Annotated in this window: 18 protein-coding genes and 2 tRNA genes; 10 read left to right on the forward strand and 10 right to left on the reverse strand. The window is 70.5% G+C overall.

The features are described from left to right. Nucleotides 1-12 precede the first annotated feature (12 nt). Nucleotides 13-1515: an alpha,alpha-trehalose-phosphate synthase (UDP-forming) gene (locus ABD658_RS05405; protein WP_311024683.1), complete on the reverse strand. Its 1503-nt coding sequence runs from the start codon at nucleotides 1513-1515 to the stop codon at nucleotides 13-15. Nucleotides 1516-1828: 313 nt separating this feature from the next. Between ABD658_RS05405 and ABD658_RS05410 the strand changes: the two genes are divergently transcribed. The 4 genes from ABD658_RS05410 (at nucleotide 1829) to ABD658_RS05425 (ending at nucleotide 6079) form a co-directional block, all read left to right on the forward strand. Further along, nucleotides 1829-2746, forward strand: a complete 918-nt coding sequence (locus ABD658_RS05410; RefSeq protein ID WP_344681153.1) for a DsbA family protein — start codon at nucleotides 1829-1831, stop codon at nucleotides 2744-2746. A gap of 112 nt (nucleotides 2747-2858) precedes the next feature. Continuing rightward, nucleotides 2859-2934: transfer RNA gene (locus ABD658_RS05415), tRNA-Thr, on the forward strand. A gap of 378 nt (nucleotides 2935-3312) precedes the next feature. After that, nucleotides 3313-4812 carry a DHA2 family efflux MFS transporter permease subunit gene (locus ABD658_RS05420; RefSeq protein ID WP_344681155.1) on the forward strand — a complete coding sequence of 500 codons (1500 nt, stop codon included), beginning with the start codon at nucleotides 3313-3315 and terminating at the stop codon, nucleotides 4810-4812. A 457-nt stretch (nucleotides 4813-5269) separates the two neighbouring features. Continuing rightward, nucleotides 5270-6079, forward strand: a complete 810-nt coding sequence (locus ABD658_RS05425; protein WP_344744041.1) for a polysaccharide deacetylase family protein — start codon at nucleotides 5270-5272, stop codon at nucleotides 6077-6079. A 16-nt stretch (nucleotides 6080-6095) separates the two neighbouring features. Here the strand turns inward: ABD658_RS05425 and ABD658_RS05430 are convergent, their stop codons facing one another. Genes ABD658_RS05430 through ABD658_RS05440 form a run of 3 tightly spaced genes read right to left on the reverse strand, consistent with a single transcriptional unit; the run spans nucleotide 6096 to nucleotide 7698 of the window. Continuing rightward, on the reverse strand, nucleotides 6096-6407 hold the full coding sequence (locus ABD658_RS05430) for an AzlD domain-containing protein (protein WP_070162367.1): 312 nt from the start codon (nucleotides 6405-6407) through the stop codon (nucleotides 6096-6098). Then, entirely contained in the window at nucleotides 6404-7111 is a 708-nt protein-coding gene (locus tag ABD658_RS05435) for an AzlC family ABC transporter permease (RefSeq protein ID WP_344684199.1), read from the reverse strand. Before ABD658_RS05435 ends, ABD658_RS05430 begins: the two co-directional genes overlap by 4 nt. After that, a complete protein-coding gene (locus ABD658_RS05440) occupies nucleotides 7108-7698 on the reverse strand; it encodes a helix-turn-helix domain-containing protein (protein WP_344684201.1) in 591 nt (196 codons plus the stop codon). The genes ABD658_RS05435 and ABD658_RS05440 overlap by 4 nt, the downstream gene beginning before the upstream one ends. A 175-nt stretch (nucleotides 7699-7873) precedes the next feature. Between ABD658_RS05440 and ABD658_RS05445 the strand changes: the two genes are divergently transcribed. From ABD658_RS05445 to ABD658_RS05455, 3 genes are all read left to right on the forward strand, one after another. Beyond that, a complete protein-coding gene (locus tag ABD658_RS05445; RefSeq protein ID WP_344684203.1) occupies nucleotides 7874-8560 on the forward strand; it encodes an SDR family oxidoreductase in 687 nt (228 codons plus the stop codon). A 111-nt stretch (nucleotides 8561-8671) separates the two neighbouring features. Further along, nucleotides 8672-8748, forward strand: a tRNA-Val gene (locus ABD658_RS05450). 203 nt (nucleotides 8749-8951) lie between these two features. Next, on the forward strand, nucleotides 8952-11198 hold the full coding sequence (locus ABD658_RS05455) for a threonine/serine exporter family protein (RefSeq protein WP_344684205.1): 2247 nt from the start codon (nucleotides 8952-8954) through the stop codon (nucleotides 11196-11198). Between the two features lie 18 nt (nucleotides 11199-11216). On the opposite strand, the gene ABD658_RS05460 is transcribed toward ABD658_RS05455, so the two are convergent. Then, entirely contained in the window at nucleotides 11217-11915 is a 699-nt protein-coding gene (locus ABD658_RS05460) for a uracil-DNA glycosylase (RefSeq protein ID WP_344684207.1), read from the reverse strand. A gap of 323 nt (nucleotides 11916-12238) precedes the next feature. Between ABD658_RS05460 and ABD658_RS05465 the strand changes: the two genes are divergently transcribed. The 3 genes from ABD658_RS05465 (at nucleotide 12239) to groL (ending at nucleotide 15184) form a co-directional block, all read left to right on the forward strand. Next, on the forward strand, nucleotides 12239-12541 hold the full coding sequence (locus ABD658_RS05465; RefSeq protein WP_344684209.1) for a DUF3263 domain-containing protein: 303 nt from the start codon (nucleotides 12239-12241) through the stop codon (nucleotides 12539-12541). 130 nt (nucleotides 12542-12671) lie between these two features. Beyond that, entirely contained in the window at nucleotides 12672-13253 is a 582-nt protein-coding gene (locus tag ABD658_RS05470) for a LytR C-terminal domain-containing protein (protein WP_344684211.1), read from the forward strand. 293 nt (nucleotides 13254-13546) lie between these two features. Then, nucleotides 13547-15184, forward strand: coding sequence for a chaperonin GroEL (gene groL / locus ABD658_RS05475; protein WP_070162350.1), 1638 nt, complete (start codon nucleotides 13547-13549; stop codon nucleotides 15182-15184). A 107-nt stretch (nucleotides 15185-15291) separates the two neighbouring features. On the opposite strand, the gene ABD658_RS05480 is transcribed toward groL, so the two are convergent. From ABD658_RS05480 to ABD658_RS05500, 5 genes are all read right to left on the reverse strand, one after another. Further along, nucleotides 15292-15582 (reverse strand): WXG100 family type VII secretion target, encoded by a 291-nt coding sequence (locus ABD658_RS05480; RefSeq protein ID WP_070162348.1) that lies wholly within the window; start codon nucleotides 15580-15582, stop codon nucleotides 15292-15294. Between the two features lie 75 nt (nucleotides 15583-15657). Further along, nucleotides 15658-17262 carry a sensor histidine kinase gene (locus ABD658_RS05485; RefSeq protein WP_083277777.1) on the reverse strand — a complete coding sequence of 535 codons (1605 nt, stop codon included), beginning with the start codon at nucleotides 17260-17262 and terminating at the stop codon, nucleotides 15658-15660. Nucleotides 17263-17272: 10 nt separating this feature from the next. After that, on the reverse strand, nucleotides 17273-18007 hold the full coding sequence (locus ABD658_RS05490; protein ID WP_070162346.1) for a response regulator transcription factor: 735 nt from the start codon (nucleotides 18005-18007) through the stop codon (nucleotides 17273-17275). 107 nt (nucleotides 18008-18114) lie between these two features. Then, the gene (locus ABD658_RS05495) at nucleotides 18115-19761 is read right to left on the reverse strand and encodes a DNA repair helicase XPB (RefSeq protein ID WP_344684214.1); all 1647 of its coding nucleotides are present in this window, start codon (nucleotides 19759-19761) and stop codon (nucleotides 18115-18117) included. Continuing rightward, entirely contained in the window at nucleotides 19758-22073 is a 2316-nt protein-coding gene (locus ABD658_RS05500) for a helicase-associated domain-containing protein (protein ID WP_344744047.1), read from the reverse strand. The genes ABD658_RS05495 and ABD658_RS05500 overlap by 4 nt, the downstream gene beginning before the upstream one ends.

Below are 22073 nucleotides of genomic sequence, written 5' to 3' on the forward strand. Positions count from 1 at the left end.
AGTATCTCCCGATCAGCGCAGCTCCGCCAGACGCTCGAGGAACTCCTCGGCCCAGCGCTGCACGTTGTGGGAGACCACCTGACGGCGCAGGCTGCGCATCCGCCGCCGCGCATTCTCCGGCTCCATGGTGGCGGCCTTGACCATCGCAGTCTTCAGCTCGTCCACATCATGGGGATTGATGAGCAGCGCCTGACGCATCTGGTCCGCCGCGCCGGTGAACTCGGAGAGCACCAGCACGCCCTGTCCCGACTTGCGGGCGGCCACATACTCCTTGGCCACCAGGTTCATGCCGTCGCGCAGCGCGGTGACCAGCATGACGTCGGCGGCCAGATACAGCGCCACCATCTCCTCCACCGGGTAGGAGTGGTGCAGGTAGCGGATCGCGGTGTGGGCCAGGGTGTCGTACTCGCCGTTGATCCGCCCGACGGTGGACTCGATCTCCTCCCGCAGCAGCCGGTAGGACTCCACGCCTTCCCGGGAGGGGCTGGCCACCTGCACCAGGCAGGCCTGGCCCACCGTGAGCTCGCCGTCGGCCAGCAGCTCCTCGTAGGCCTTCATCCGGTGCCGGATGCCCTTGGTGTAGTCCAGTCGGTCCACGCCCAGGAAGATCGTTTCCGGGTTGCCCAGCTCGCGCCGGATCTGCTCGGAGCGGGCGATGATGTCCGGGCGCTCCGCCAGCTCCACGATCTTCTGGGTGTCGATGGAGATGGGGAACGCCTTGGCCTCCGCGATGCGGTAGTCGCCCTGCTGCGGGGCGGCCGCCTGGCGGGCGACCGTGCCGCGCGCCGGGTCCGGATGCAGGCCGGGCAGGGAGGACAGCTGGTCCGGCTCCGGCTCTTCGGAGGGCACGTAGATTTGGTCCGACTTGATGTAGTAGCCCAGCCGGTGGCGCACCACCCGCTGGAAGTTCCGGGCGTCGGACTCGCGCTGGAAGCCGATGAGGTCTGCGCCGAGCAGTCCCCGCAGCACCGAATGCCGCCAGGGGAGCTGGGAGAACAGTCCCGGGGGAGGGAAGGGGATGTGGTTGAAGAACCCGATCCTCACATCCGGGCGCAGCTCGCGCAGCATGGCGGGCACCAGCTGCAGCTGGTAGTCCTGCACCCAGATGGTCGCACCTTCGGCGGCGACGGCGGCCGCGGCCTCTGCGAAGCGCCGGTTCACCCGTCGATACGCCTCGAACCAGTGGCGGTGGAACTCCGGGCGGGCGATCACATCATGGTAGAGCGGCCACAGCGTCGCATTGGAGAACCCCTCGTAGTAGTCCTCCACCTCCTGCTCGCTCAGCGGGACGGGCACCAGGTGCATGCCGGCGTGGTCGAACGGCTCCAGCGTCTCATCCGCCGCACCGTGCCAGCCCACCCAGGCGCCGTCGGACTGCGCCATGATCGGGGCCAGAGCGGTGACCAGTCCGCCGGGGGAGCGGCGCCACCCCGTCCCGCCGTCCTCAGTGGTGATCCGGTCCACGGCGAGCCGATTGGCCACCACCACGAAGTCGTACCCGCTCTTCTGAGCCATCAGCGCGAACTCCCTTCCTCTCGAGGACGGCGTCCGCTGCGACCATCACCACCGGCGATGGCCTGTGACGCCCGTCGCATCCTGTGTGGCGCAACTCTACCCGGACCGGCGCCGTTCCGGGCCTGAATGTGAGGAAGATCGACCTCCGGCCGGCTGAGCCCGGTCAGCGCGGCGACGGCGTCGTGACCAGCCACGACGCCGCCGTCATGGGAGTCGACCCGTCCAGGAAACCCCCGGAGTGAGGGGCTACCCTGGATGCGACCGTTCCCCGGATCCGCCTGCGCGGAGCCGGCACTACGACATCTTCGGAGACATGATGGCTCGAAATCCCCAGACCTCGGGCGGCAGCGCCCGCGACCAGGCCCGACGCATCCAGCAGGAGGAGGAGGCCAAGCAGCGCAGGACTTCCGTGATGCTGCGCGTCGGCGTGATCGTGGTGGCGCTCGCCGTCGTGGTGGGTCTGACCTTCTTCATCATCAATCAGCGCGCCGGTCAGGAGCGGATGACCGCCAGCGAAGGCCCCGCTCCCGCCTCGGCGAACGAGCAGGGCGGCATCACGCTGACCTCGGCCACCGAGATCATCGACGGGGCCGACCTCGGCACGGTCGACGCCTCGGACGTGCCGGAGTCCGAGACCGAGCTGCCCATCGGTGTGGAGCCGGGCGAGGAGGGTGAGCCCCCGCATCTGGTGGTCTACGCCGACGTGAACTGCGTGCACTGCGCCAACTTCGAGGCTGAGCACGGCGAACAGATCAAGGAATGGGCCGACGCCGGCCAGATCACCGTCGAGTACCGCATGGTCGGGTTCCTGGACCAGAACTCCACCACCAACTACTCCTCGCGAGGGGCCAACGCCACGGTCTGCATGGCGGAGGAGTCCCCGGAGAACTACCTGGACTACCTGGCCGAAGTCGTGACGCACCAGCCGCAGGGGGAGCTGTCCAACGACGAGCTCGTCGCTCGGGCCGAGGCCTACGGTGCGGACATCGAGTCCTGCGTGGAGGGCGGCACTTACCGGGCCTTCGTCACCTACACCTCGCGCCAGGCCTCCGCTCAGGGTGTGGGCGGGACGCCGACCGTCTACCTCGACGACGAGGACTGGAGCACCTCCGAGATGGGCTTCCGGGAGTTCGTCGAGTCGAGGATCGGCGACGCGGACGCCGACGAGGACGCCGACGCTGAGGATGCTGACGCTGAAGACACCGACGAGGACGCGGACGACGAGTCCTGATCCTGCGGCCCGCGGGCGGGGGTCATGCTTCCGCCCGCAGGGTCGTCCGACCATGAACTGGTCACCTGAGGAGATCCGCCGGTAGGATGGGTCTCCGGCGCTGCGGCGCCACGCCTCCTTAGCTCAGCTGGTAGAGCAGCTGTCTTGTAAACAGCAGGTCGTCGGTTCGAACCCGGCAGGGGGCTCCACAGCGTCCCGGATCATCCCGGATCCGCGGACAGTCCGATGCCAGGCGGTCCATGCGCGGCGCGCATGCGTCGATGTCCGCCTGATCTTCAGAAGATCTCACCGACGATCGGGAATACCTGCGCCGGGCCGCCGGTTGACTGAAGCGGACTAGCATGCACCCTGTGCCTCTCCGTCGCTGTCGCGACGATGCCCGGTGCCATGCGGCAGCCCTCCCTCCCTGCTACGGGATGCGGCGCCGCCGTCTGACCATCGACCCACCGTGAGTCCTGCAGGTCCGTGCCTCCGAGGCACGGACCTGCAGGACCATCATCGTCTCCGGAGGCCTCATGAGCGCACCGTCACCCCCGCCGCCCGCACCCCCCGTCGAGGTGCCCAGGATGCCCGCCGGTGACAAGTTCACCATCGGCACGCTGCTCATCGCCGCGTTCATCATGATCCTCAACGAGACCATCATGAACGTCGCCCTGCAGCCGCTGATGGTGGAGTTCCAGGTCGGAGAGACCACCATCCAGTGGCTGACCACCGCGTTCATGCTGACCCTGGCCACGGTCATCCCCACCACGGGTTACCTGATGCAGCGGTTCAGCCTGCGGACCGTCTTCACCATCGCCATGGTGCTCTTCAGCCTCGGCACGGCGATCGCCGCGGCGGCCTTCGGGTTCCCCATGCTGCTGGTCGGTCGCATCGTGCAGGCCGCCGGCACCGCGATGATGCTGCCCCTGCTGATGACCACCACGCTGACCCTGGTGCCGCTGCAGCGCCGCGGGGTGGTCATGGGGAACATCTCCATCGTGATCTCGGTGGCTCCGGCCACCGGTCCAGCGCTGTCCGGGCTGATCCTGCACATCGCCGACTGGCGGTTCCTGTTCCTGATGATCCTGCCCATCGCCCTGGTGGCGCTGGTGCTGGGGCGTCCCCGTCTGGACAGCAGCCCCGGAGTCAAGGGCGGCGGACTGTCCGTGCCCTCGCTGCTGCTCTCGGTGCCCGGCTTCGCCGGAGTCGTCTACGGCATCAGCCAGCTCGGCGGTGGCCACGGTGAAGGTGCCGGCGTGGATGAGACCGTCGAAGCCGGCGTCGACGTCGTCGCCCTGGTGGTGCTGATCGTCGGCGTGCTGTTCCTGGCCGCCTTCACCTGGCTGCAGATCCGCCTGCAGAAGGGCGGGAACCCGCTGCTGAACCTCTCGCCGTTCCGGTACACCATGTTCACGCGCTCGCTGCTGATGATGCTGCTGATGATGATCGCCCTGTTCGGCGCGATCATCATGCTGCCGCTGTTCCTGCAGCAGGTCCGCGGTCTGGATACGCTGCAGACCGGCCTGCTGATGCTGCCCGGCGGCGTGCTGATGGCGCTCCTGGCTCCGATCGTCGGGCGCCTCTATGACCGCGTCGGCCCCAAGCCGCTCGTCGTCCCCGGGGCCTCCCTGTTGGTCATCGCGCTGTTCCTGATGAGCCTGCTGAGCCCGGACAGCAGCATCTGGGCGGTCCTCGGGCTGCACCTGGTGCTCAGCTTCGGGCTGGCCTGCCTGTTCACCCCGGCCTTCACCACGGCCATGAATCCGCTGCCGCAGCCGCTGTACTCCCACGGCTCAGCGGTGCTGAACACCCTGCAGCAGCTGGCCGCCGCCGTCGGCACTGCGCTGCTGGTCACCGTGCTGGGCCTGGGTGCGGCCGCCGCGACGGCTCGCGGGCTGGACCCTGACGCCGCCGCTGTCGAAGGCTTCCGCACCGCCTTCCGCACGGCTGCCGTGATGAGCCTGGGCACCCTGGCCCTCGGGCTGACTCTGCGCGCCACCAAGGCCGGAGAGGCCGAGGGTGGGGACCCTGCGGAGCATGGCCGACCGGACCAGGGGCAGGCCGCGCCGGCCGCCGCCCACTGAGAGCCGCCCACTGAGAATCGCCCGCTGAGAGCGGGCGGGATCCACCGACGACGCCGGGCCCGGCAGAGATGCACTGATCATCTCTGCCGGGCCCGGCGTCGTCGTGTCTGCGTGAGGTCTGCGGTCGTCTGGCGGGGCCGCGTCCGGCGCCGCGTTCGTCCTGCCGGCGCCAATGTTCTTCCCTGGGTGGGAAGCGGGGCCCGCCCGCACCGAGCGGGCCCCTGTCGCACCCAAGTGAGGACCACCTTACAGAGTGGATCAGGAATACGCAACGCTTATGTGTTGAAAATTCGCAGCGTCAATCATGGGTCGCCAGCGGGTAGCGGGCCCGGCGCGTCGGCGGGTCACGTGGGGAGCGTTCGCCCGGCGCCGTCGCGCGGATCGAGCGACATTGTTGCGCGGGAGTTCGTAAATGCCGCTACACTCCTGTCGTGTCGCAGATCACAGGAGGACAGCCATGGTCAGGTTCGCTCGCACCGCTCTCACCGCCGCCCTCACCGGGGGCATGATGCTCGCCGCCCTCGGCCCCGGCGCCCAGGCCGCACCGGGCGGCTCCGGCGGCGCCGGCGGCTCCACGCCGACCGGCGGCCACCCCGATCCGGTGCCGGAGCCGGTCCGCCAGGCCCAGGGGGAGGGCGACGTCGTCGCGCTCACGGTGGACGACGGCCCGAATCCCGGCGAGACCGACGCGCTGCTGGACCTCCTGGCCGAGCGTGACATCAGGGCGGTGTTCTGCGTGATCGGGCAGAACATCACCGCCCCTGGAGGTGCGGAGCTGCTGCGTCGGATCGTCGACGACGGCCATGTGCTGTGCAATCACACCACGAGCTATGCGGACATGGCCGGGTGGGAGTCCGAGGAGATCCGTCAGGACCTGACCGAGACGCTGGAGATCATCCGCGATGCCCTCGACGACCCCCAGGCGCCCGTGCCGTTCTTCCGGGCGCCCAACGGCAGCTGGGGACAGACGCCGGAGGTCGCCGTCGAACTGGGGATGCAGCCACTCGCGGTGGTCAACACGATCGCCGACTGGGAGACCCAGGACGAACAGATCCTCACGGAGAACCTGCGGGAGGCCATCGTGCCCGGCGAGCTGGTGCTCGTCCACGACGGCGGCGGGGACCGGTGGGGCACCATCTCCGCGGTGGAGACCGTGGTCACCGAGAAGCTCGCCGACGGCTGGGAGTTCACCCTGCCCGTGGGGATCGACACGGGTGACGACGGCGACCAGCCCACAGCAGTCCAGCGGTGGGTGGTCAGGCCCTGAGCGCGTGAGTCACGGGTCAGCCGATGCCGAGGGCCCGCAGGCCCGCGGCGGCTCCGGCTCCGGCGATCACCACCACGAGGAACGGGGCCCGCAGCAGCAGAGCGACGGCGGCGGCGAGCAGGGCGCCGACCCGCGCGTCGAGCACCACGCCGCCATCGCCTGAAGCGGTGTTCATGGCCACCAGGGAGGCCAGCAGCGCCACCGTCATCAGGGTGGAGAGCCGGCCGACCAGCGGGTGCTCCAGCCAGGAGCCCGGCACCAGGTAGCCGAGGAGCTTGGTGGCGTACACCGCCGCACAGGCCAGCAGGACCCAGAGCCACAGCGTCATGGGCGGACCTCCTCGTGCTCCTTGTGCGTCCTCGTCGACTCGGCGCCTCCGCTCCGGCCGCGGGTGACCAGGCCCCAGGACGCCGCGACGACAGCTGCCAGCAGCACCGGCACGCCGGCCGGCAGCATCGGCATGGTCAGCACCGTGACCAGGGCGGCCACTACGGCCAGCGCCCAGGGCTCCCGAGACCTCAGCCGCGGCCACAGCAGGCCCAGGAAGGCGGCGACCACCGCCCCGTCGAGCCCCAGCGCCTCCGGCTCCGCCACGAAGTCGCCCAGCAGGGCGCCGACCACGGTGGCGAGGTTCCACCCGACATAGACGCCCAGACCGGTCACCCAGAATCCGCGGCGCCGCTCCTCGGGGTCGGTCTGGCTCATGGCGTTGGCCGCCGACTCGTCGATGGTGAGCTGCGCGCTGACCCAGCGCCGCCAGCCCGAGGGGTCGAACATGGCCTTCATCTGCACCGCGTAGATGGTGTTCCGTGCGCTGAGCAGCGTCGAGGCGCCCAGTGCGGCGCCCCCGGAGCCGCCGGCGGCCAGGATTCCGATGAAGGCGAACTGGGACCCGCCCGAGAACAGCAGGGCCGAAAGTGCCACCGTCTGCCACAGCGTCAGTCCCGAGGCCACGGACAGTGCACCGAAGGAGAGCCCGTACAGGGAGACGGCGGCGGCGATGGAGAGCCCCATCCGGGTGGCCGGCGTCATCGCGGGCCTCCCGGGGTGCCGGCGGCGGGGTGCTCCATGAGCAGGGCGAACCACGCGCCCGCGGTGAGGGCCTCGTAGGTGTGCGGGACGTCGCCGGCGAAGGTGGCGTAGTCGCCGGGTTCCAGGATGAAGGGTGCATCCTCCGGACCGAGGCGGATCCTGCCGGAGCCGATCACCACGTGCTCGACGGAGCCCGGCGGATGTGGTGCGGCGCTGCGCGGCTCCCCAGGCTCCAGGCTCACCACGTAGAGGTCCCTCTGGGCGGAGCTCCGGCCGGTGTGCAGCAGAGTGGCCAGGTAGTCGGACTCGGCGGAGGGCACCGGGGTGCGGTCCGCGGCGCGGATGATCCGCGGTCCGCGGGGAGGGGCCTCCACCAGGCGGGCGAAGGGGATGCCCAGGGTGGAGGCGATGGACCACAGGGTCTCCACGCTCGGGTTCGCCTGTCCGGACTCCAACTGGGAGACGGTGGACTTCGCGATGCCGACGCGGCGGGCGAGCTCGCTGATCGAGAGCCCGGCCTGCTGTCGTTCGGCGCGCACCGCCGCGGCGATGTGCGCCCGCAGTGCGTGATGATCCTGCTCAGCCATGAAACCTCCTTCGTTCGGTACATCATGCCATGCGTTCGGCATGGCGAACCAGCCGGAGGGGCGTCGCAGCGGGCCTGGTGGGAGGAATAGCTGGACCGTGCAGATGTTGTGCCAGAAGGCGAACCTGTTCAGCAGGGCGCCTGCCCGATCCCGAGATCGACCGAAGGAGAATTCCATGGCACAGGACAAGCGCGTCGTCATCCTGGGCGGCCACGGGAAGGTGGCGATGCTCGCCGCCCCCAAGCTCGTCTCCGCCGGATGGAGCGTGGATTCGCTCATCCGCAACCCGGATCACCGAGACGACGTCGCGGCCACCGGGGCCGCTCCGGTGGTCCTGGACATCGAGAACGCCGACGTCGACCAGCTCGCCGAGGCCTTCGACGGCGCAGACGCCGTCGTCTTCTCCGCCGGCGCCGGGGGCGGCAATCCTGCCCGCACCCGCGCGGTGGACCTGGAGGCCGCCGTCCGGTCCATGGAAGCCGCGGAGCAGGCCGGGGTCACCCGCTACGTGATGGTCTCCTATGTCCGGGCCGAGACCGACGTGGACACCCTGGACAAGGAGAGCTCCTTCTACCCCTACGCGGAGGCCAAGCACCACGCCGACGCCCACCTGCGCGGCACCGCTCTGGACTGGACCATCCTCGGCCCCGGCTCGCTGACCCAGCAGCCGGCCACGCGCCGACTGCAGGTGGTCGACGGCGCCGGGCTGATCGACGGCCGCAGGCCCGACGCCGCGGAGGTCGGGGCCTCCCGGGAGAACGTGGCCGAGGCGATCACCCATGTGCTCACCGCCGGCGCCGCGGTGCGCCGGACCGTGAACTTCTACGACGGCGAAACCCCGCTGGAGGAGGCGCTCGCCTGAGTCGGCGGCATCGCCTCGGGCGCCCCGGGCCCCGGTTTTCCGAATCGGGGCCCGAGGTGCTAATCTTTTCTGGCGCTCGCAGGCAGGCTGAATGCCGGCGAGATCACGCACGGATCCGTAGCTCAGATGGTTAGAGCGCTCGCTTCACACGCGAGAGGTCGATGGTTCGAGTCCATTCGGATCCACCATTTCGCAGCACACCGCCCTGTCGGGCCGCCGCCACTCTGGCCGGCGACCGGCGGGGCGGTTCTGTACCGTCGCCCGCTTCCAGATCGTCCCGATCGGCGATCGGCGGGCCCAGGACCCCCACGACGCCTCGGGCGCTCGACCCCGCCGCGAGCCCCACCGCGTAGATTGGGAGACGATCCGAGACATCCTGAAGGGAGGGGCAGTGGCAGCTCAGCAGGGCCGCAGGGGCACCCGCGACGTCCAGCCGCACGAGGACGAGACTCGCTGCGGGGCTGATGGCGTGGCCGGTCCGGACGAGTCGGGCGGGCCGGGGACGTCGGGCGATCAGCACGGGCTGGGGGAGCACCATGCCAGTACGGACGCCGTCGAGGCCATCGACCCCGTCATCTCCGAGCCCGACGCCGAGGTCACCCTCATCCCGGTGGTGCGGCCAGCCTCCGCCGGCGAGGACGAGGAGGACACCTCCACCGGATTCGTCCGGGCCCTGACCGGCAGCATCGCCTCCTCCTGGCAGGCCTCCCGAGAGGCCGAGGCCACCTTGGAATGGGAGGAATACGACGCCGAGGCTGCCGAGCGTGCCCAGGAGGAAGCCGCCCAGGCCGAAGTGGAGGCGGTCCGCCACGAGTATGCCCCCGACGCCTTCTATGACTCCCCGGCCGACAGCCCTGACCTCGGCCAGCACGGGCATCCTGGGCATCCCGGTCAGCACGTCCAGTCCGGTCCTCCCACCTCACCGCTGCCGCGGCCCCACACGCACACCTTCGATGAAGCCCGTCAGGAGCTGGGGCACCCGGAGCGCCCTGCGGACCGGGTGTCCACCGGCGAGTGGACCCCCGTCGGAGACTGGGCCCAGACCGAGGCGCTGGGGCCTCAGATCCCCGGCGACCGCGCCCTGGCGGCGGACCCGCACGAGGTCTCCGCCGCGCCCGCCAGCGAACCGATCCGTCGTCGCTCCGTGCTCCGCCCCGCAGGGACGAAACTGGCGGACCAGCTGAAGCTGCCCCCGCTGTTCGACCGCTCCGTGTTCGAGCAGAAGGTGCGGCCGCAGAACGTGCTGCGCCGCATCATGCGGGCCGAGACGACCCACACCCAGGCCGTGCCGTTGGTGGACCGGCTCGTGGGCACCCCCTACGCGAACCCCCGTCAGGCCGAGCAGCCGGTGGACTCGGACGAACTGGCCACGATCGCCTTCGTCCTCGACCTGGGGGAGGCGCTGTTCCGGTACGGGGCCGGCGCCCTGGAGGTGGAGACCTCGATCATCGCGGTCACCGCGGCCTTCGGGATGAAGAACACCGACGTCGACATCACCAACCAGTCGATCAGCCTCAACTGGGCACCGGACGGCAAGATCCCCTACTCCCGGGTGCGCGTGGTGCGTTCCTGGTCCCGGAACTACAAGGCCCTGGCCGCGGTGCATGAGCTGGTCACCGACATCATCTCCGGGCGGCTCACCCGCGGCGAGTCGGCCGAGCGGCTCCAGGAGATCACCCGGGAGCCCAAGCCGTATCCGCGCTGGATGGTGAACCTGGCCGGAGCTCTGTTCGCCAGCCTGTTCGCGAGCTTCCTCGGAGCCCCGCTTCTGGACGCCGCCCTCGGCTTCGCCGCGACCCTGGTGGTGCTGGGCATCACCCGTCAGCTGGCGGTCTGGAGGGTCCCGGAGTTCTTCACCCTGGCCGCCGGCGGTTTCATGGCCACCTTCATCGCCATGGGCGCCTTCATGCTGGACGCGCCCATCACTCCGTCCATGGTGGTGGCCGGCGGGCTGATGATCCTGCTGCCCTCGGCCCGGGTGGTCTCCGCCATCCAGGACGCGATCAACGGCTTCCCCATCACGTCTGCCGGACGTCTGGTCTCCGCGATGATCGCCTTCGCGGGGATGACAGCGGGCATCATGGCCGGCGTCGTGCTGGCCGACCTGCTGGGTGCCCCGCACATCGAGGTGGCGGTGGGGCTGACCCGCATCTACCATCCGACCGTGCTGGTGGCGCTGGTGTTCGTCGCCGCGATGGCCGCCGCCGTCGTGGAGCAGGCGCGCTGGAAGATGCTGCTGCCCACCGGTGCCGTCTCGGCCCTGGGCTTCCTGCTGTTCTATGCCGGTGAGCTGATCGGCCTGGGGGAGCGGATGACCCCGATCCTGGGCGCGACGGTGGTCGGCGCGCTGGGCCGTGTGGTGGCGCTGCGCATGGGCGCCCCGCAGCTGGTGGTCGCCGTGCCGGGCATGATGTTCATGCTCCCGGGTCTCATGGTCTTCCGGGGCATGTATCAGATCGCTCTCGACAACCCCGAGGTCACCCTGGTGGACTCGATGATGGGCGGGCTGACCGAGCTGTTCAGCGCCCTGATCATCATCCTGGGCATCGCCGCCGGCATCGTGCTCGGCGATGTGCTGATGCGTCCGTTCACCTCGGGGCTGCAGTCCAACGAGCGGTCCCGCGGCCGACGCCGCTGAACGGTCAGACGGGTGCGGTCAGGCGGGTGCGGTCAGGCGCCAGTCCACCGGAGCCGCGCCCAGGTGTTGCAGAGCGTCGTTGGTCCGGGAGAACGGTCGCGAGCCGAAGAAACCTCGATGGGCGGACAGCGGCGAGGGGTGCGGGCTGGTGATCACTGCCGTGTGGTCTCCCGCATTCAGCAGCGGCTGCAGGCGCCGCGCATCGGCGCCCCACAGGATGGAGACCAGCGGGGTGTCCCGGGCCACCAGCGCCCGGACGGCGGCCTCGGTGATCTGCTCCCATCCGATGCCCCGGTGCGAGCCCGGGCTGCCTGCGGTGACGGTGAGGACCCTGTTGAGCATCAGCACCCCCTGCCGGCTCCACGCCGTGAGATCGCCGTGCGGAGCGGGCTCGATGCCGAGGTCCTGATGCAGCTCTCGGAAGATGTTCTGCAGGCTGCGGGGCAGCGGCCGCACATCCGGGGCTACGGCGAAGGACATGCCGATCGGATGCCCCGGGGTGGGGTAGGGATCCTGGCCGAGGATCAGGACCCGGACGTCGTCGAAGGGCTGCCGGAAGGCGCGCAGCACGGCCTCCGGGGCGGGCAGCACGTGCTCGCCGGAGGCCCGGCGGCGGGTCAGCTCCTCGCGGACGCGGGCGAACTGCGGCTCCTGCGCGGCCAGGGCCCGCTCCCAGCCGGACTCCAGGGGTGCGACGAGGTTCTCGGAGAGCTCCATGGGCCACCACCTTAGAGGGTGCCTGGGAGGTGCGTGGTCGCTCGTCATGTGCCCGGAGGCGGTCCGCGGAGGATCCAGGCGGCGATTTCCGGTGCATCTCAGAAAGCTTGCGCGCGTTGCTCAGGGGGTGATGCGCGGGGAAATGACTCCTCGACGTGCGGGGCGCGGCCGGACTGGGGAGAGTCCGCCGTGCGCCGGGCGTCCCTGTGGCAGCGAACACACAGCGGGTGATATGTGCCGTCGTGCCTGCTCCGGGCCGTAGGATGGGCGCAGAACCAGCGGGCCGGTCGCGCATCGGTCCGAATCGAGATCAGGAGGCATCGATGAGCTCTGCCAGCTCGGCCGAAGCCGTCACCCGTGACAAGGTCGCGGACGCGCCGTCTGACGCCGGGGAGCTGACCGAGCAGGAGCAGCAGATCCTGGCCCTGGAGCGCCAATGGTGGAAGTACGCCGGGGCCAAGGACCAGGCGATCAGCGATCAGCTGGGCATCTCAGGGGTGTCCTACTACCAGCTGCTCAACCGGCTCATCGACTCCGAGGCGGCCCTCGCCCACGACCCCATGCTCGTCAAGCGCCTGCGCCGCCAACGCGACGCGCGGCAGCGGGCTCGGGCCTCCCGCCGGTGACCGTCGAGATGAGGAGTTCCGCGATCACGAGCTTTGAGATGTTGAGCTCCGATGCCACGAGCGGGCCGGGCTCTCCGGTCCGCCTCACCGTCCGTCCGCAGTCCGCGCACAGCCTGAGGATCGCCACACCATGAGCAAGTTCCCGCACGACGAGTTCGACGACGTCCCTCCCTATCAGCAGGGCGAGGCCGGCAAGCACCGTGCCCCGGCCGAGGCCTCCACGGGCTCCCGGGGCGGGGGCCTGAAGTGGATCGGGCTGCTCGCGGTGCTGGCCCTGGCGGTCGGCGTCGTCAGTTACTTCGTGCTGCCCACCCTCCGCGACGGCGACACCGAGGCCTCCGATCAGGACCAGGCCCAGGAGGAGTCCGACGGCGAGGACGAGGGTTCCGAGGACGGCGCCGCCGAGGACGGCGAGGAGGGTGCCGAGGAGGAGCCCACCGGCACCGCCGCGGACACCGAGGCGGCCGTGCAGGTCCTGGGCTACGAGGGCGCCGAATCTGAGGCTGCGGCCACGCTGGAGGAGATGGGCTACAACGTCACCTACGTGGCCGAGTGGACCTACGACGACGTCGAGACCCCCGTGGTCTTCTACCCGGCGGGCTCCGAGGAGCACGCCGAGGACGTGGGGCAGAATCTCGGCATCGAGCGGGTGGAGGAGAACAGCGCGTGGAGTTCGGTGGCCGTCGTGGTCGACGGCGATTTCGCCGAGTGAGATCAGCCGCGCAGCAGCAGGCGGGAGCTCACCTCAGGGGTTTGCACTCGCCTGCACAGAGTGCTAAAAATTGAGCTAGCACTCTCCCCCGGAGACTGCCAGCCCGGTGACGGGTGCAGCCTCCTGCGGCGGCGAGTGGGATGAACCTGAACAGGTGAGGCCACCGAAACCATGCGCCCCCGGTGACGCGGGGGTGCGGCCGTCCGTCGCGGGCACCTCTCAAGGTTCGACCCGATTGACGCGAACACGTCTGAATCATCATCACCCGCAGTCCAGGAAGGACACGTGCCGATATGGCTAAGACCATTGCATTCGACGAAGAGGCCCGCCGGGGCCTCGAGCGGGGCCTGAACAGCCTCGCCGACGCCGTCAAGGTCACCTTGGGCCCCCGCGGCCGCAACGTCGTGCTGGAGAAGCAGTGGGGCGCCCCCACCATCACCAACGACGGCGTCTCGATCGCCAAGGAGATCGAGCTGGAGGACCCCTACGAGAAGATCGGCGCCGAGCTGGTCAAGGAGGTCGCCAAGAAGACCGACGACGTCGCCGGTGACGGCACCACTACCGCCACCGTGCTGGCCCAGGCGCTCGTCAAGGAGGGCCTGCGCAACGTGGCCGCCGGTGCCGACCCGATGGGCCTGAAGCGCGGCATCGACAAGGCCGTCGAGGCGGTCACCGAGGAGCTCTTCAAGTCCGCCAAGGAGATCGAGACCAAGGAGCAGATCGCCGCCACCGCATCGATCTCCGCCGCCGACAACCAGATCGGTGAGCTGATCGCCGAGGCGCTCGACAAGGTGGGCAAGGAAGGCGTCATCACCGTCGAGGAGTCCAACACCTTCGGTCTGGAGCTCGAGCTCACCGAGGGCATGCGCTTCGACAAGGGCTACCTCTCCGGCTACTTCGTCACCGACGCCGAGCGTCAGGAAGCGGTCCTCGAGGACCCGTACATCCTGATCGCGAACTCCAAGATCTCCTCGGTCAAGGACGTCATCGGCGTCCTGGAGCAGGTCATGCAGTCCGGCAAGCCGCTGCTGGTCATCGCGGAGGACGTCGAGGGTGAGGCCCTGGCCGCTCTGGTGGTCAACAAGCTCAAGGGCACCTTCAAGTCCGTGGCCGTCAAGGCCCCCGGCTTCGGCGACCGCCGCAAGGCCATGCTGGCCGACATCGCCATCCTCACCGGTGGCCAGGTCATCGCCGAGGAGGTCGGACTCAAGCTGGAGAACGCCACCCTGGACCTGCTGGGCACCGCCCGCAAGGTCGTGGTCACCAAGGACGAGACCACCATCGTCGAGGGCGCCGGCGACGCCGACGAGATCGCCGGCCGCGTCTCCCAGATCAAGGCCGAGATCGAGAACAGCGACTCGGACTACGACCGCGAGAAGCTGCAGGAGCGCCTGGCGAAGCTGGCCGGCGGCGTGGCCGTCATCAAGGCCGGTGCTGCCACCGAGGTGGAGCTCAAGGAGCGCAAGCACCGCATCGAGGACGCCGTGCGCAACGCGAAGGCCGCCGTGGACGAGGGCATCGTCGCCGGCGGTGGCGCCGCTCTCATCCAGGCCGGCGCCCGGGCGTTCCAGTCCCTGTCCCTGGAGGGCGACGAGGCCACCGGCGCGAACATCGTGAAGTTCGCCGTGGAGGCCCCGCTGAAGCAGATCGCCATCAACGCTGGCCTCGAGCCCGGCGTGGTGGCCGAGAAGGTCAAGGGTCTGGCCGACGGCACCGGTCTCAACGCCGCCACCGGCGTGTACGAGGACCTGCTGGCCGCCGGCGTCAACGACCCGGTGAAGGTGACCCGTTCGGCATTGCAGAACGCGGCCTCCATCGCCAGCCTCTTCCTCACCACTGAGGCCGTCGTGGCCGACAAGCCCGAGAAGAACGCCGGCGGCGCCGGCGCCGAGGGCATGGACCCGATGGGCGGCATGGGCGGCATGATGTGATCATGCCCGGCCCGTCGCGCTGAGCAGCACGAGAGCCCCGCAGGCATCAGCCTGCGGGGCTCTCGTCATGCTCAGGGGAATCGCAGCGCCCGCCCGGGGCGCGCCCGTCAGCGGCCGAACATGCGGGTGTTCGCGGACTCCGTCTCCTCATACTGCGAGGAGGCCGCGGCCATCGCCTGCCGGACGCTGGCCAGCGACTGCTCCACCTGCACCTGGGTGCTGCGCCACTGGGTCAGCACCTCCTGGAACGCGGTGGAGGCCGAGCCCTTCCAGGACTCCTGCAGCTGGCGCAGCTGGGACTCCATGGAGTTCACGTCGGTCTGGATGCGGGTCAGGGTGGACTCCACGGTCTGGGACTTGGCCATCAGGTCCGCGGTGTCGATCTGCAGCACTGCCATGATCGGCTCTTCCTTCCGTCGATGTGCGGGACGCTCCCCACAGTAGGAGGAGCGGACCGTCGCCGTCGCGGAGGATCAGCGGCCTGTGGAGGAACCGGGCGTGTCGTCGCCGTCGGACCGTCCCTGTGGAGGAACGGGACCGTCCTGCAGCTCCGCCAGCTCATGATCTTCCACATCGGATTCGTGGTCGGACTGATCGCTGGGCTCCACCATCGGCAGCCGCAGGGTCATCGTGGCCCCGCCGCCCGGAGTCTGCTGGTGCCGGACCGTGCCGCCGTGCTGGGCGGCGATGGCCGCGACGATGGCCAGTCCCAGGCCCGTGCCGCCGGTGCCCCGGTCCCGGGAGTTGTCGGCTCGGTAGAAGCGCTCGAAGATCCGTGCGGCGTCCTCCTCGGAGATCCCCTCCCCATGGTCCCGGACCTGCAGCACGGAATCGGTGCGCCCGGCCACCAGGGACTCCGTACCCACCACCAGCTCGATGGGGGATCCCTCAGGGGTGTAGCGCAGGGCGTTGGTCACCAGGTTGGTGACGATCTGGCGGATCTTGCCCTCGTCCCCCAGCACCGGGGCGGCCGCCGGCGAGCCGCCGTGCAGCCCCACCACCTGCACCGTGCGGTCCGGGGCGTTGACGCCCATATCCATGGCCGTGTCGTGGGCGATCAGGTTCAGGTCCACCGGGGCCAGCTGCAGCGGACGCTGCTCGTCCAGCCGGGCCAGGGTGAGCATGTCCTCCACCAGCTGGCCCATCCGCTTGGCCTCGGACTCAATGCGACTCATCGCCGCGCCCACGGCCTCCGGATTGTCGCTGACCCCGCCCTGCCGGTACAGCTCGGAGAAGCCGCGGATGGTCACCAGCGGGGTGCGCAGCTCATGGGAGGCGTCCTGGATGAACTGGCGCATCTTCTGCTCCGAGGCGGTCTTGGCCTGGAAGGCCTCCTCGATGTGCTCCAGCATCACGTTCAACGAGCTCGACAGGCGGCCGATCTCGGTCTCCGGCGGCGCGGTGGTCTCCACGCGCTGGGAGAAGTCCCCGCCGGCGATCGCCGCGGCGGTCTTCTCCACCCGGAACAGCGGCCGGAAGGCGCGGGTCACCACCGCATAGGCGATCGTGGAGGCCCCGAGCGTGGCCAGCAGGCCGATCGTGGCCACCAGGAAGGTGGCGCGCTCCACGGAGGTGTCCACGTCCTCCAGCGGCAGCGCGATCGCCAGCGAGGCCTCCCCGGACTCGAGGCGGTAGACCTGCACGCGCCAGCCGCGCGAACCCTCTTCGGTGCCGGGCACCTCGAAGGACTGGCCCGCCTGCGCGAGCACGTCCTCGGCCGTCAGCGGAGGGATCTCCGGCAGGTCCTGGCCCTCCACACGCCGGTGGGTGGCGCTGTACTCCATCGGCTGGCCGTCATTCGTGAGCAGCACCCCGTAGAAGCGCAGGATCGCCAAGGCGTTCGCCCGATCCTCCGGGTCCGATCCCATCTCGGTGAGGTACATCGAGATGTTGTTCCGGTTCGTGTACAGGTCCTCGTCCAGGCTGCGCAGCAGCTCCTGACGGAACAGCGACGCCGAGACGAAGGTCGTCACCGCCAGGGTGAGGAGCAGCAGGCCCGAGATGATGAAGACCAGCTGAGTGCGCAGCGAGGCGCTGCGCCATCGGCGCGCGGCGGAACGGACCGGTGTGAAGGCCATGCCTGGGGGCTCAGTGCGACATCCCCTGGGAGCGCTGCCTCCGCTCCCAGGTCTGCAGCACGTAGCCCACGCCGCGCTTCGTCTGGATCATCGGGGCGCCCTCGGCCCCGGAGTCGATCTTGCGACGCAGATAGGAGATGTAGGACTCTACGATCGAGGCGTCCCCGTTGAAGTTGTACTCCCAGACGTGGTCCAGGATCTGCTGCTTGGAGAGCACCCGGTTCGGATTCATCATCAGGTACCGCAGCAGCTTGAACTCGGTGGGGGAGAGGTCCACCATCTCGCCGTCGCGGCGCACCTCGTGGGCGTCGTCGTCGAGCTCCAGGTTGTCGATCACGATGACGGCGTCCTCGTCCTGGTACGGCGCGGTGCGACGCAGCACGGCCCGGATGCGGGCGACGACCTCGTCCAGGGAGAAGGGCTTGGTGACGTAGTCGTCGCCGCCGACGGTCAGGCCGGTGATCTTGTCGTCCGTGTCGTCGCGGGCGGTGAGGAACAGCACCGGGAAGTGCTTGCCGGCCGCGCGCAGCCGCCGGGTCACCGTGAAGCCGTCCATGTCGGGGAGCATGACGTCCAGCACGGCCAGATCGGGTTGGAACTCCTCGGCCGTGTCCAGCGCCTCGCGCCCGTTCGAGGCCGCGGCGACCTCGAACCCGGCGAAACGCAGGGAGGTGGCGAGCAGCTCGCGGATGTTGGGCTCGTCGTCGACGACGAGCAGCTTGGCTTCGGCAGTCTTCTCAGTCACGGCGCCAGTGTCCCTCCGTTGTCTGGGAGTCAGCTGGATGTGTCCTGTGCGCCCAGTAAGGGTCTGCCGGGCTCCGCCTGCGCAGCGGGTCGGAGACAGTGTCACGCTCAGACCACATCGGAGCCGTCCAGGATGGTGTACCCGTAGCCCTGCTCGGACAGGAACCGCTGCCGCTTGGCCGCAAAGTCCATGTCCACGGTGTCCCGGGCGACGATCGAGTAGAAGTGCGCCCGCTTCGTCTCATCGCCCCCGCCCGGGCGGAGCAGCCGGCCCAGCCGCTGGGCCTCCTCCTGCCGCGAGCCGAACGTCCCGGAGACCTGGATCGCCACCGAAGCCTGCGGCAGATCGATGGAGAAGTTCGCGATCTTGGAGACGACCAACACATCCAGCTCCCCGGAGCGGAACTGGTCGAACCGGCGCTGCCGCTGCGCCGTCGACGTCGATCCCGTCAGCACCGGCGCACCCAGCCGCTCCCCGAGGGACTCCAGCTGCTCCACGAACTGCCCGATCACCAGGATCCGCTCGCCGCGGTGCCGATGGCGGGCCACCAGGCGTGCGACGACGTCGTCCTTGGCCGCGGTGCCCGCGGCCAGCCGATGCCTCTCGCGATCGGTGGCGGAGGCATAGTCCATCCGCTCTCCCCGAGGCAGGTCCACCCGGATCTCCACACACTGGGCCGGAGCGATCCACCCTTGGGCCTCCATCTGCTTCCACGGGGTGTCGTAGCGTTTCGGCCCGATCAGCGAGAACACCTCCCGCTCCCGGCCGTCCTCCCGGATCAGAGTGGCGGTCAGCCCCAGCCGACGGCGGGCCTGCAGGTCCGCCGTCCGGCGGAAGATCGGGGCGGGCAGCAGATGGACCTCGTCATAGATGATCAACCCCCAGTCGTGCTGATCCAGCAGCTCCAGATGCGGATAGAGCTCGCCGCGGCGCACCGCCAGCACCTGGTAGGTGGCGATCGTGACCGGGCGGACCTCTTTGCGGTCCCCGGAGTACTCGCCGATCTCGTCCTCCTGCAGCGAGGTGCGGCGCAGCAGCTCGTCCTTCCACTGCCGGGCCGAGAGCGTGGAGTTGACCAGGATCAGCGTGATAGTCGCAGAAGTGGCCATCACCCCGGCGCCCACCAGAGTCTTGCCCGCCCCGCAGGGCAGCACGACGACGCCGGAGCCCGCCGCCCAGAAGCTGTCCACCGCCTCCTTCTGATAGGGACGCAGCGCCCAGTCCTCCCGCCGCAGCGCGATGGGGTGGGCGGTGCCGTCGACGAACCCGGCCAGGTCCTCGGCCGGCCAGCCCAGTCGCACCAGCTCCTGCTTGAGCTCCCCGCGGGCCTGCCCGTGCACGGCCACCGTGGCGTCGTCGATCTGCGGCCCGAGCAGCGGGGCGACCGTCCGCGCGCCGCAGACCTCCTCGACGATCGCCGGCTCCTCACCGCGCAGCACCAGACCATGCTGCGGGTCCTTCTCCAGGCGGATCCGGCCGTAGCGGTCCATGGTCTCAGCGATGTCCACCAGCAGCGAGTGGGGGACCGGGAAGCGGGAGAACTCCAGGAGGGTGTCCACCACGGTCTCCGCGTCGATCCCGGCCGCGCGGGCGTTCCAGAGGCCCAGAGGGGTGATCCGGTACGTGTGGACGTGCTCGGGGGCGCGCTCCAGGTCGGCGAACGCGGCCACGCCTCGGCGTGCGGCGTCGGCCTGCTCGTGGTCCACCTCCAGCAGGACCGTCTTGTCCGACTGCACGATCAGCGGTCCGGTCATGGCGCGGCTCCCTCCCCAGGCTTCTCGGGCGTCTCGTCCCCGGTCTCATCCAGCAGCCGGACCGCGGTGATCCGGTGGACCAGCAGCACCGATTCGTCCTCCCCGGCGAGCTGGCGGATCCGCACCCGTCCGGCGTTGAGCGCCGTCGGCAGTCCGGAGAGCGTGTGCTCGCGACCCTCGGCGTCGACCCGGCGCAGCCACACCGGCTGCCGTGACCTCACTGCGGTGCGCAGCAGCCCCATCACGTCCGTGCCGCCCACGGGGCTCGTGGCCTCGGCGGCGACGGCGTCCTGGTCGGGGTCTGCGTCGCCGGCGATCGAGGCCCCGGCGCGGGCTCCGGCCCCGGCCCGCAGGCCGGCGAGGGTGCGGGAGACCAGCTGCGGATCGGCCTGCTGCGCGGAGAGCGTCCGCACCGGGGACTGCTGCCAGGGCGACTGCGGCAGGGTCCAGGCCTCGGCGGTCTCGGCCAGCTCCGCCTCCCGACGGGAACCGGTGGGTGTCGTCGCATGGGCGGCGTCGCGACCCGGCTCCTCGGCCCTGCGCGACTCCACCCCGGCCTCCGCCAGGGCGCGGGCCAGACGCTCGGCGTCGACGTCGCAGACCAGGACCTCGGTGGTGAGCTCCCGCAGGCCCAGGCTCCGCAGGATCGGGTGCTGCAGCAGCGTGGCACGACGCGCAGGATCCCGCTCGATCAGCCAGCTGGAGGCCGCGCCGATCGTCACCCCCTGCCAGGTGCGGGCGGCGTCGTCGATCAGCGTGGCCAACGACGACGGGATCTCGGCCAGACTGTGCGCGGCGAGGAACTCGCGGATCCTCTCGGCGGTCCAGCCGGCCGAGATGCCGCGGCGCAGCGAGGCGGCCGTGAAGCGGAAGGTCGGCACACCGCCGCGGGTCTCCTTCTGTGCGATCGCCTCCAGCCCGGCGGAGACCTCCGGAGCCAGGGCGCCCACCGCGACGGCGGTGAGGTCGGACTGCACGTGAATCTGGTCGACCTGCGGCGGCAGCGCCTCGGCGAGATGGTCGGCAGTGCGCGCCAGCCGTTCGGCCAGTCCGGCGGAGGCTGAGCCGGCGTCCGGGCGGTGGTCTTCCCCGCGGCCGGGCACGGCGGGCGTCTCGGGCGCGAGCAGCCGCCCCACCTCGGTGAGGGTCCCCATGGCCAGCAGTCCCAGGCGCTCGGCCTCACGGACCATCGGTGGCAGCACCTGACCCACCCGGGCCAGCAGGACGGGCCGGTCCCACGTCATGCGATCCGGCAGCGTCCCGGTCAGCGCCTCAGGGCCCGGCTCCTGGTCGTCGGGAAGCTGCAGGTGGTACAGGGCCGGCGCGGCGGAGCGGCCCAGGTGCTCGGCCAGCTCCGCCCCCAGCGCGGCGGCGGTGCCCAGCAGGCGGGCGCGCAGCGCGGGGGCGTCGCCGCGCTGACGATCCGGCGTGAGGGCGGGCGCCAGCCGGGCCGTGGGATGCGGGCTGCGCAGCAGCAGGGGCGACCGCGGGGCCAGCAGCCACCCCGAGACCAGCAGCTGATGCTGACGATGCCGTGGGGCCCGCCGCCAGCGTCGTGCCGCAGGGGTGGTCCGCCACCGGTCGGAGTCCACGTCGAGCGCCACCAGGCCCGCCGCCGCGGCGAGCTCCAGGAGCCAGCCGGTCTCTCCGACGTCCGCGTCGGAGGGCCGGGAGGCCCCGCTGCGCTCGCCGGTCAGGCGCCGCAGCTCCCGCATGCCGACCCCGCCGGTGCGCAGCACGGCTGCCGGGGTCTCTTCGAGCACCGTGAGCAGGTCACCGACGTCGGCGAGCAGCTCCGCCACGGCCGCCAGCGCGGCGTTGCGCACCAGGGCGGCCGGGCCGCGCGCCGGGGAGGCGCCGGGTGGAGTCAGGGCGGCGTCGGTGTCAGCGGAGGTGAGCTCGAGGTTCAGCCCGGCCAAGACCGCCGGCAGGCTTCCCGGGACCGCCAGTCGTCCCGCGGCGGCGTCGGCGGCCGTGGGCGCGGAGGACGCCGCGGGGCGGTCGTCGGGGGCGAAGATCAGGCCGAGCCGTGCCAGGCGGCTCAGCACCGGGTCCAGGGCGTCCTCGGTCAGGCCCGTCAGCGGCCGGCCGGCGGTGGCGGCGGCGAGGACGGCGAAGGCGCCGGCGTCGAGTCGCTGCAGGCAGTGCCGCAGGCTCATGTCCGACTGGGCGCGCACCGCCAGCCCGGTGAAGTCTCCGGGGGAGGGATGCACCAGGTCGGGGCGGGACCGCAGCAGGGCGGCGACGGCGTCGTCGTCGCGCGAGGAGAGGCGCCGGGCCAGGGCGGCGAGTCCGAGGAGCGTCGGCTGCAT

This window comes from Nesterenkonia aethiopica (assembly GCF_039534665.1).
Taxonomy (GTDB): domain Bacteria; phylum Actinomycetota; class Actinomycetes; order Actinomycetales; family Micrococcaceae; genus Nesterenkonia; species Nesterenkonia aethiopica.

What these genes read in the sequence shown, in the direction of transcription:
- ABD658_RS05405 (WP_311024683.1), bottom strand. Translation starts at nt 1,515, where the DNA reads ATGGCTCAGAAGAGCGGGTACGACTTCGTGGTGGTGGCCAATCGGCTC.
- ABD658_RS05410 (WP_344681153.1), top strand. Translation starts at nt 1,829, where the DNA reads ATGATGGCTCGAAATCCCCAGACCTCGGGCGGCAGCGCCCGCGACCAG.
- ABD658_RS05420 (WP_344681155.1), top strand. Translation starts at nt 3,313, where the DNA reads ATGCCCGCCGGTGACAAGTTCACCATCGGCACGCTGCTCATCGCCGCG.
- ABD658_RS05425 (WP_344744041.1), top strand. Translation starts at nt 5,270, where the DNA reads ATGGTCAGGTTCGCTCGCACCGCTCTCACCGCCGCCCTCACCGGGGGC.
- ABD658_RS05430 (WP_070162367.1), bottom strand. Translation starts at nt 6,407, where the DNA reads ATGACGCTGTGGCTCTGGGTCCTGCTGGCCTGTGCGGCGGTGTACGCC.
- ABD658_RS05435 (WP_344684199.1), bottom strand. Translation starts at nt 7,111, where the DNA reads ATGACGCCGGCCACCCGGATGGGGCTCTCCATCGCCGCCGCCGTCTCC.
- ABD658_RS05440 (WP_344684201.1), bottom strand. Translation starts at nt 7,698, where the DNA reads ATGGCTGAGCAGGATCATCACGCACTGCGGGCGCACATCGCCGCGGCG.
- ABD658_RS05445 (WP_344684203.1), top strand. Translation starts at nt 7,874, where the DNA reads ATGGCACAGGACAAGCGCGTCGTCATCCTGGGCGGCCACGGGAAGGTG.
- ABD658_RS05460 (WP_344684207.1), bottom strand. Translation starts at nt 11,915, where the DNA reads ATGGAGCTCTCCGAGAACCTCGTCGCACCCCTGGAGTCCGGCTGGGAG.
- ABD658_RS05465 (WP_344684209.1), top strand. Translation starts at nt 12,239, where the DNA reads ATGAGCTCTGCCAGCTCGGCCGAAGCCGTCACCCGTGACAAGGTCGCG.
- ABD658_RS05470 (WP_344684211.1), top strand. Translation starts at nt 12,672, where the DNA reads ATGAGCAAGTTCCCGCACGACGAGTTCGACGACGTCCCTCCCTATCAG.
- groL (WP_070162350.1), top strand. Translation starts at nt 13,547, where the DNA reads ATGGCTAAGACCATTGCATTCGACGAAGAGGCCCGCCGGGGCCTCGAG.
- ABD658_RS05480 (WP_070162348.1), bottom strand. Translation starts at nt 15,582, where the DNA reads ATGGCAGTGCTGCAGATCGACACCGCGGACCTGATGGCCAAGTCCCAG.
- ABD658_RS05485 (WP_083277777.1), bottom strand. Translation starts at nt 17,262, where the DNA reads ATGGCCTTCACACCGGTCCGTTCCGCCGCGCGCCGATGGCGCAGCGCC.
- ABD658_RS05495 (WP_344684214.1), bottom strand. Translation starts at nt 19,761, where the DNA reads ATGACCGGACCGCTGATCGTGCAGTCGGACAAGACGGTCCTGCTGGAG.
- ABD658_RS05500 (WP_344744047.1), bottom strand. Translation starts at nt 22,073, where the DNA reads ATGCAGCCGACGCTCCTCGGACTCGCCGCCCTGGCCCGGCGCCTCTCC.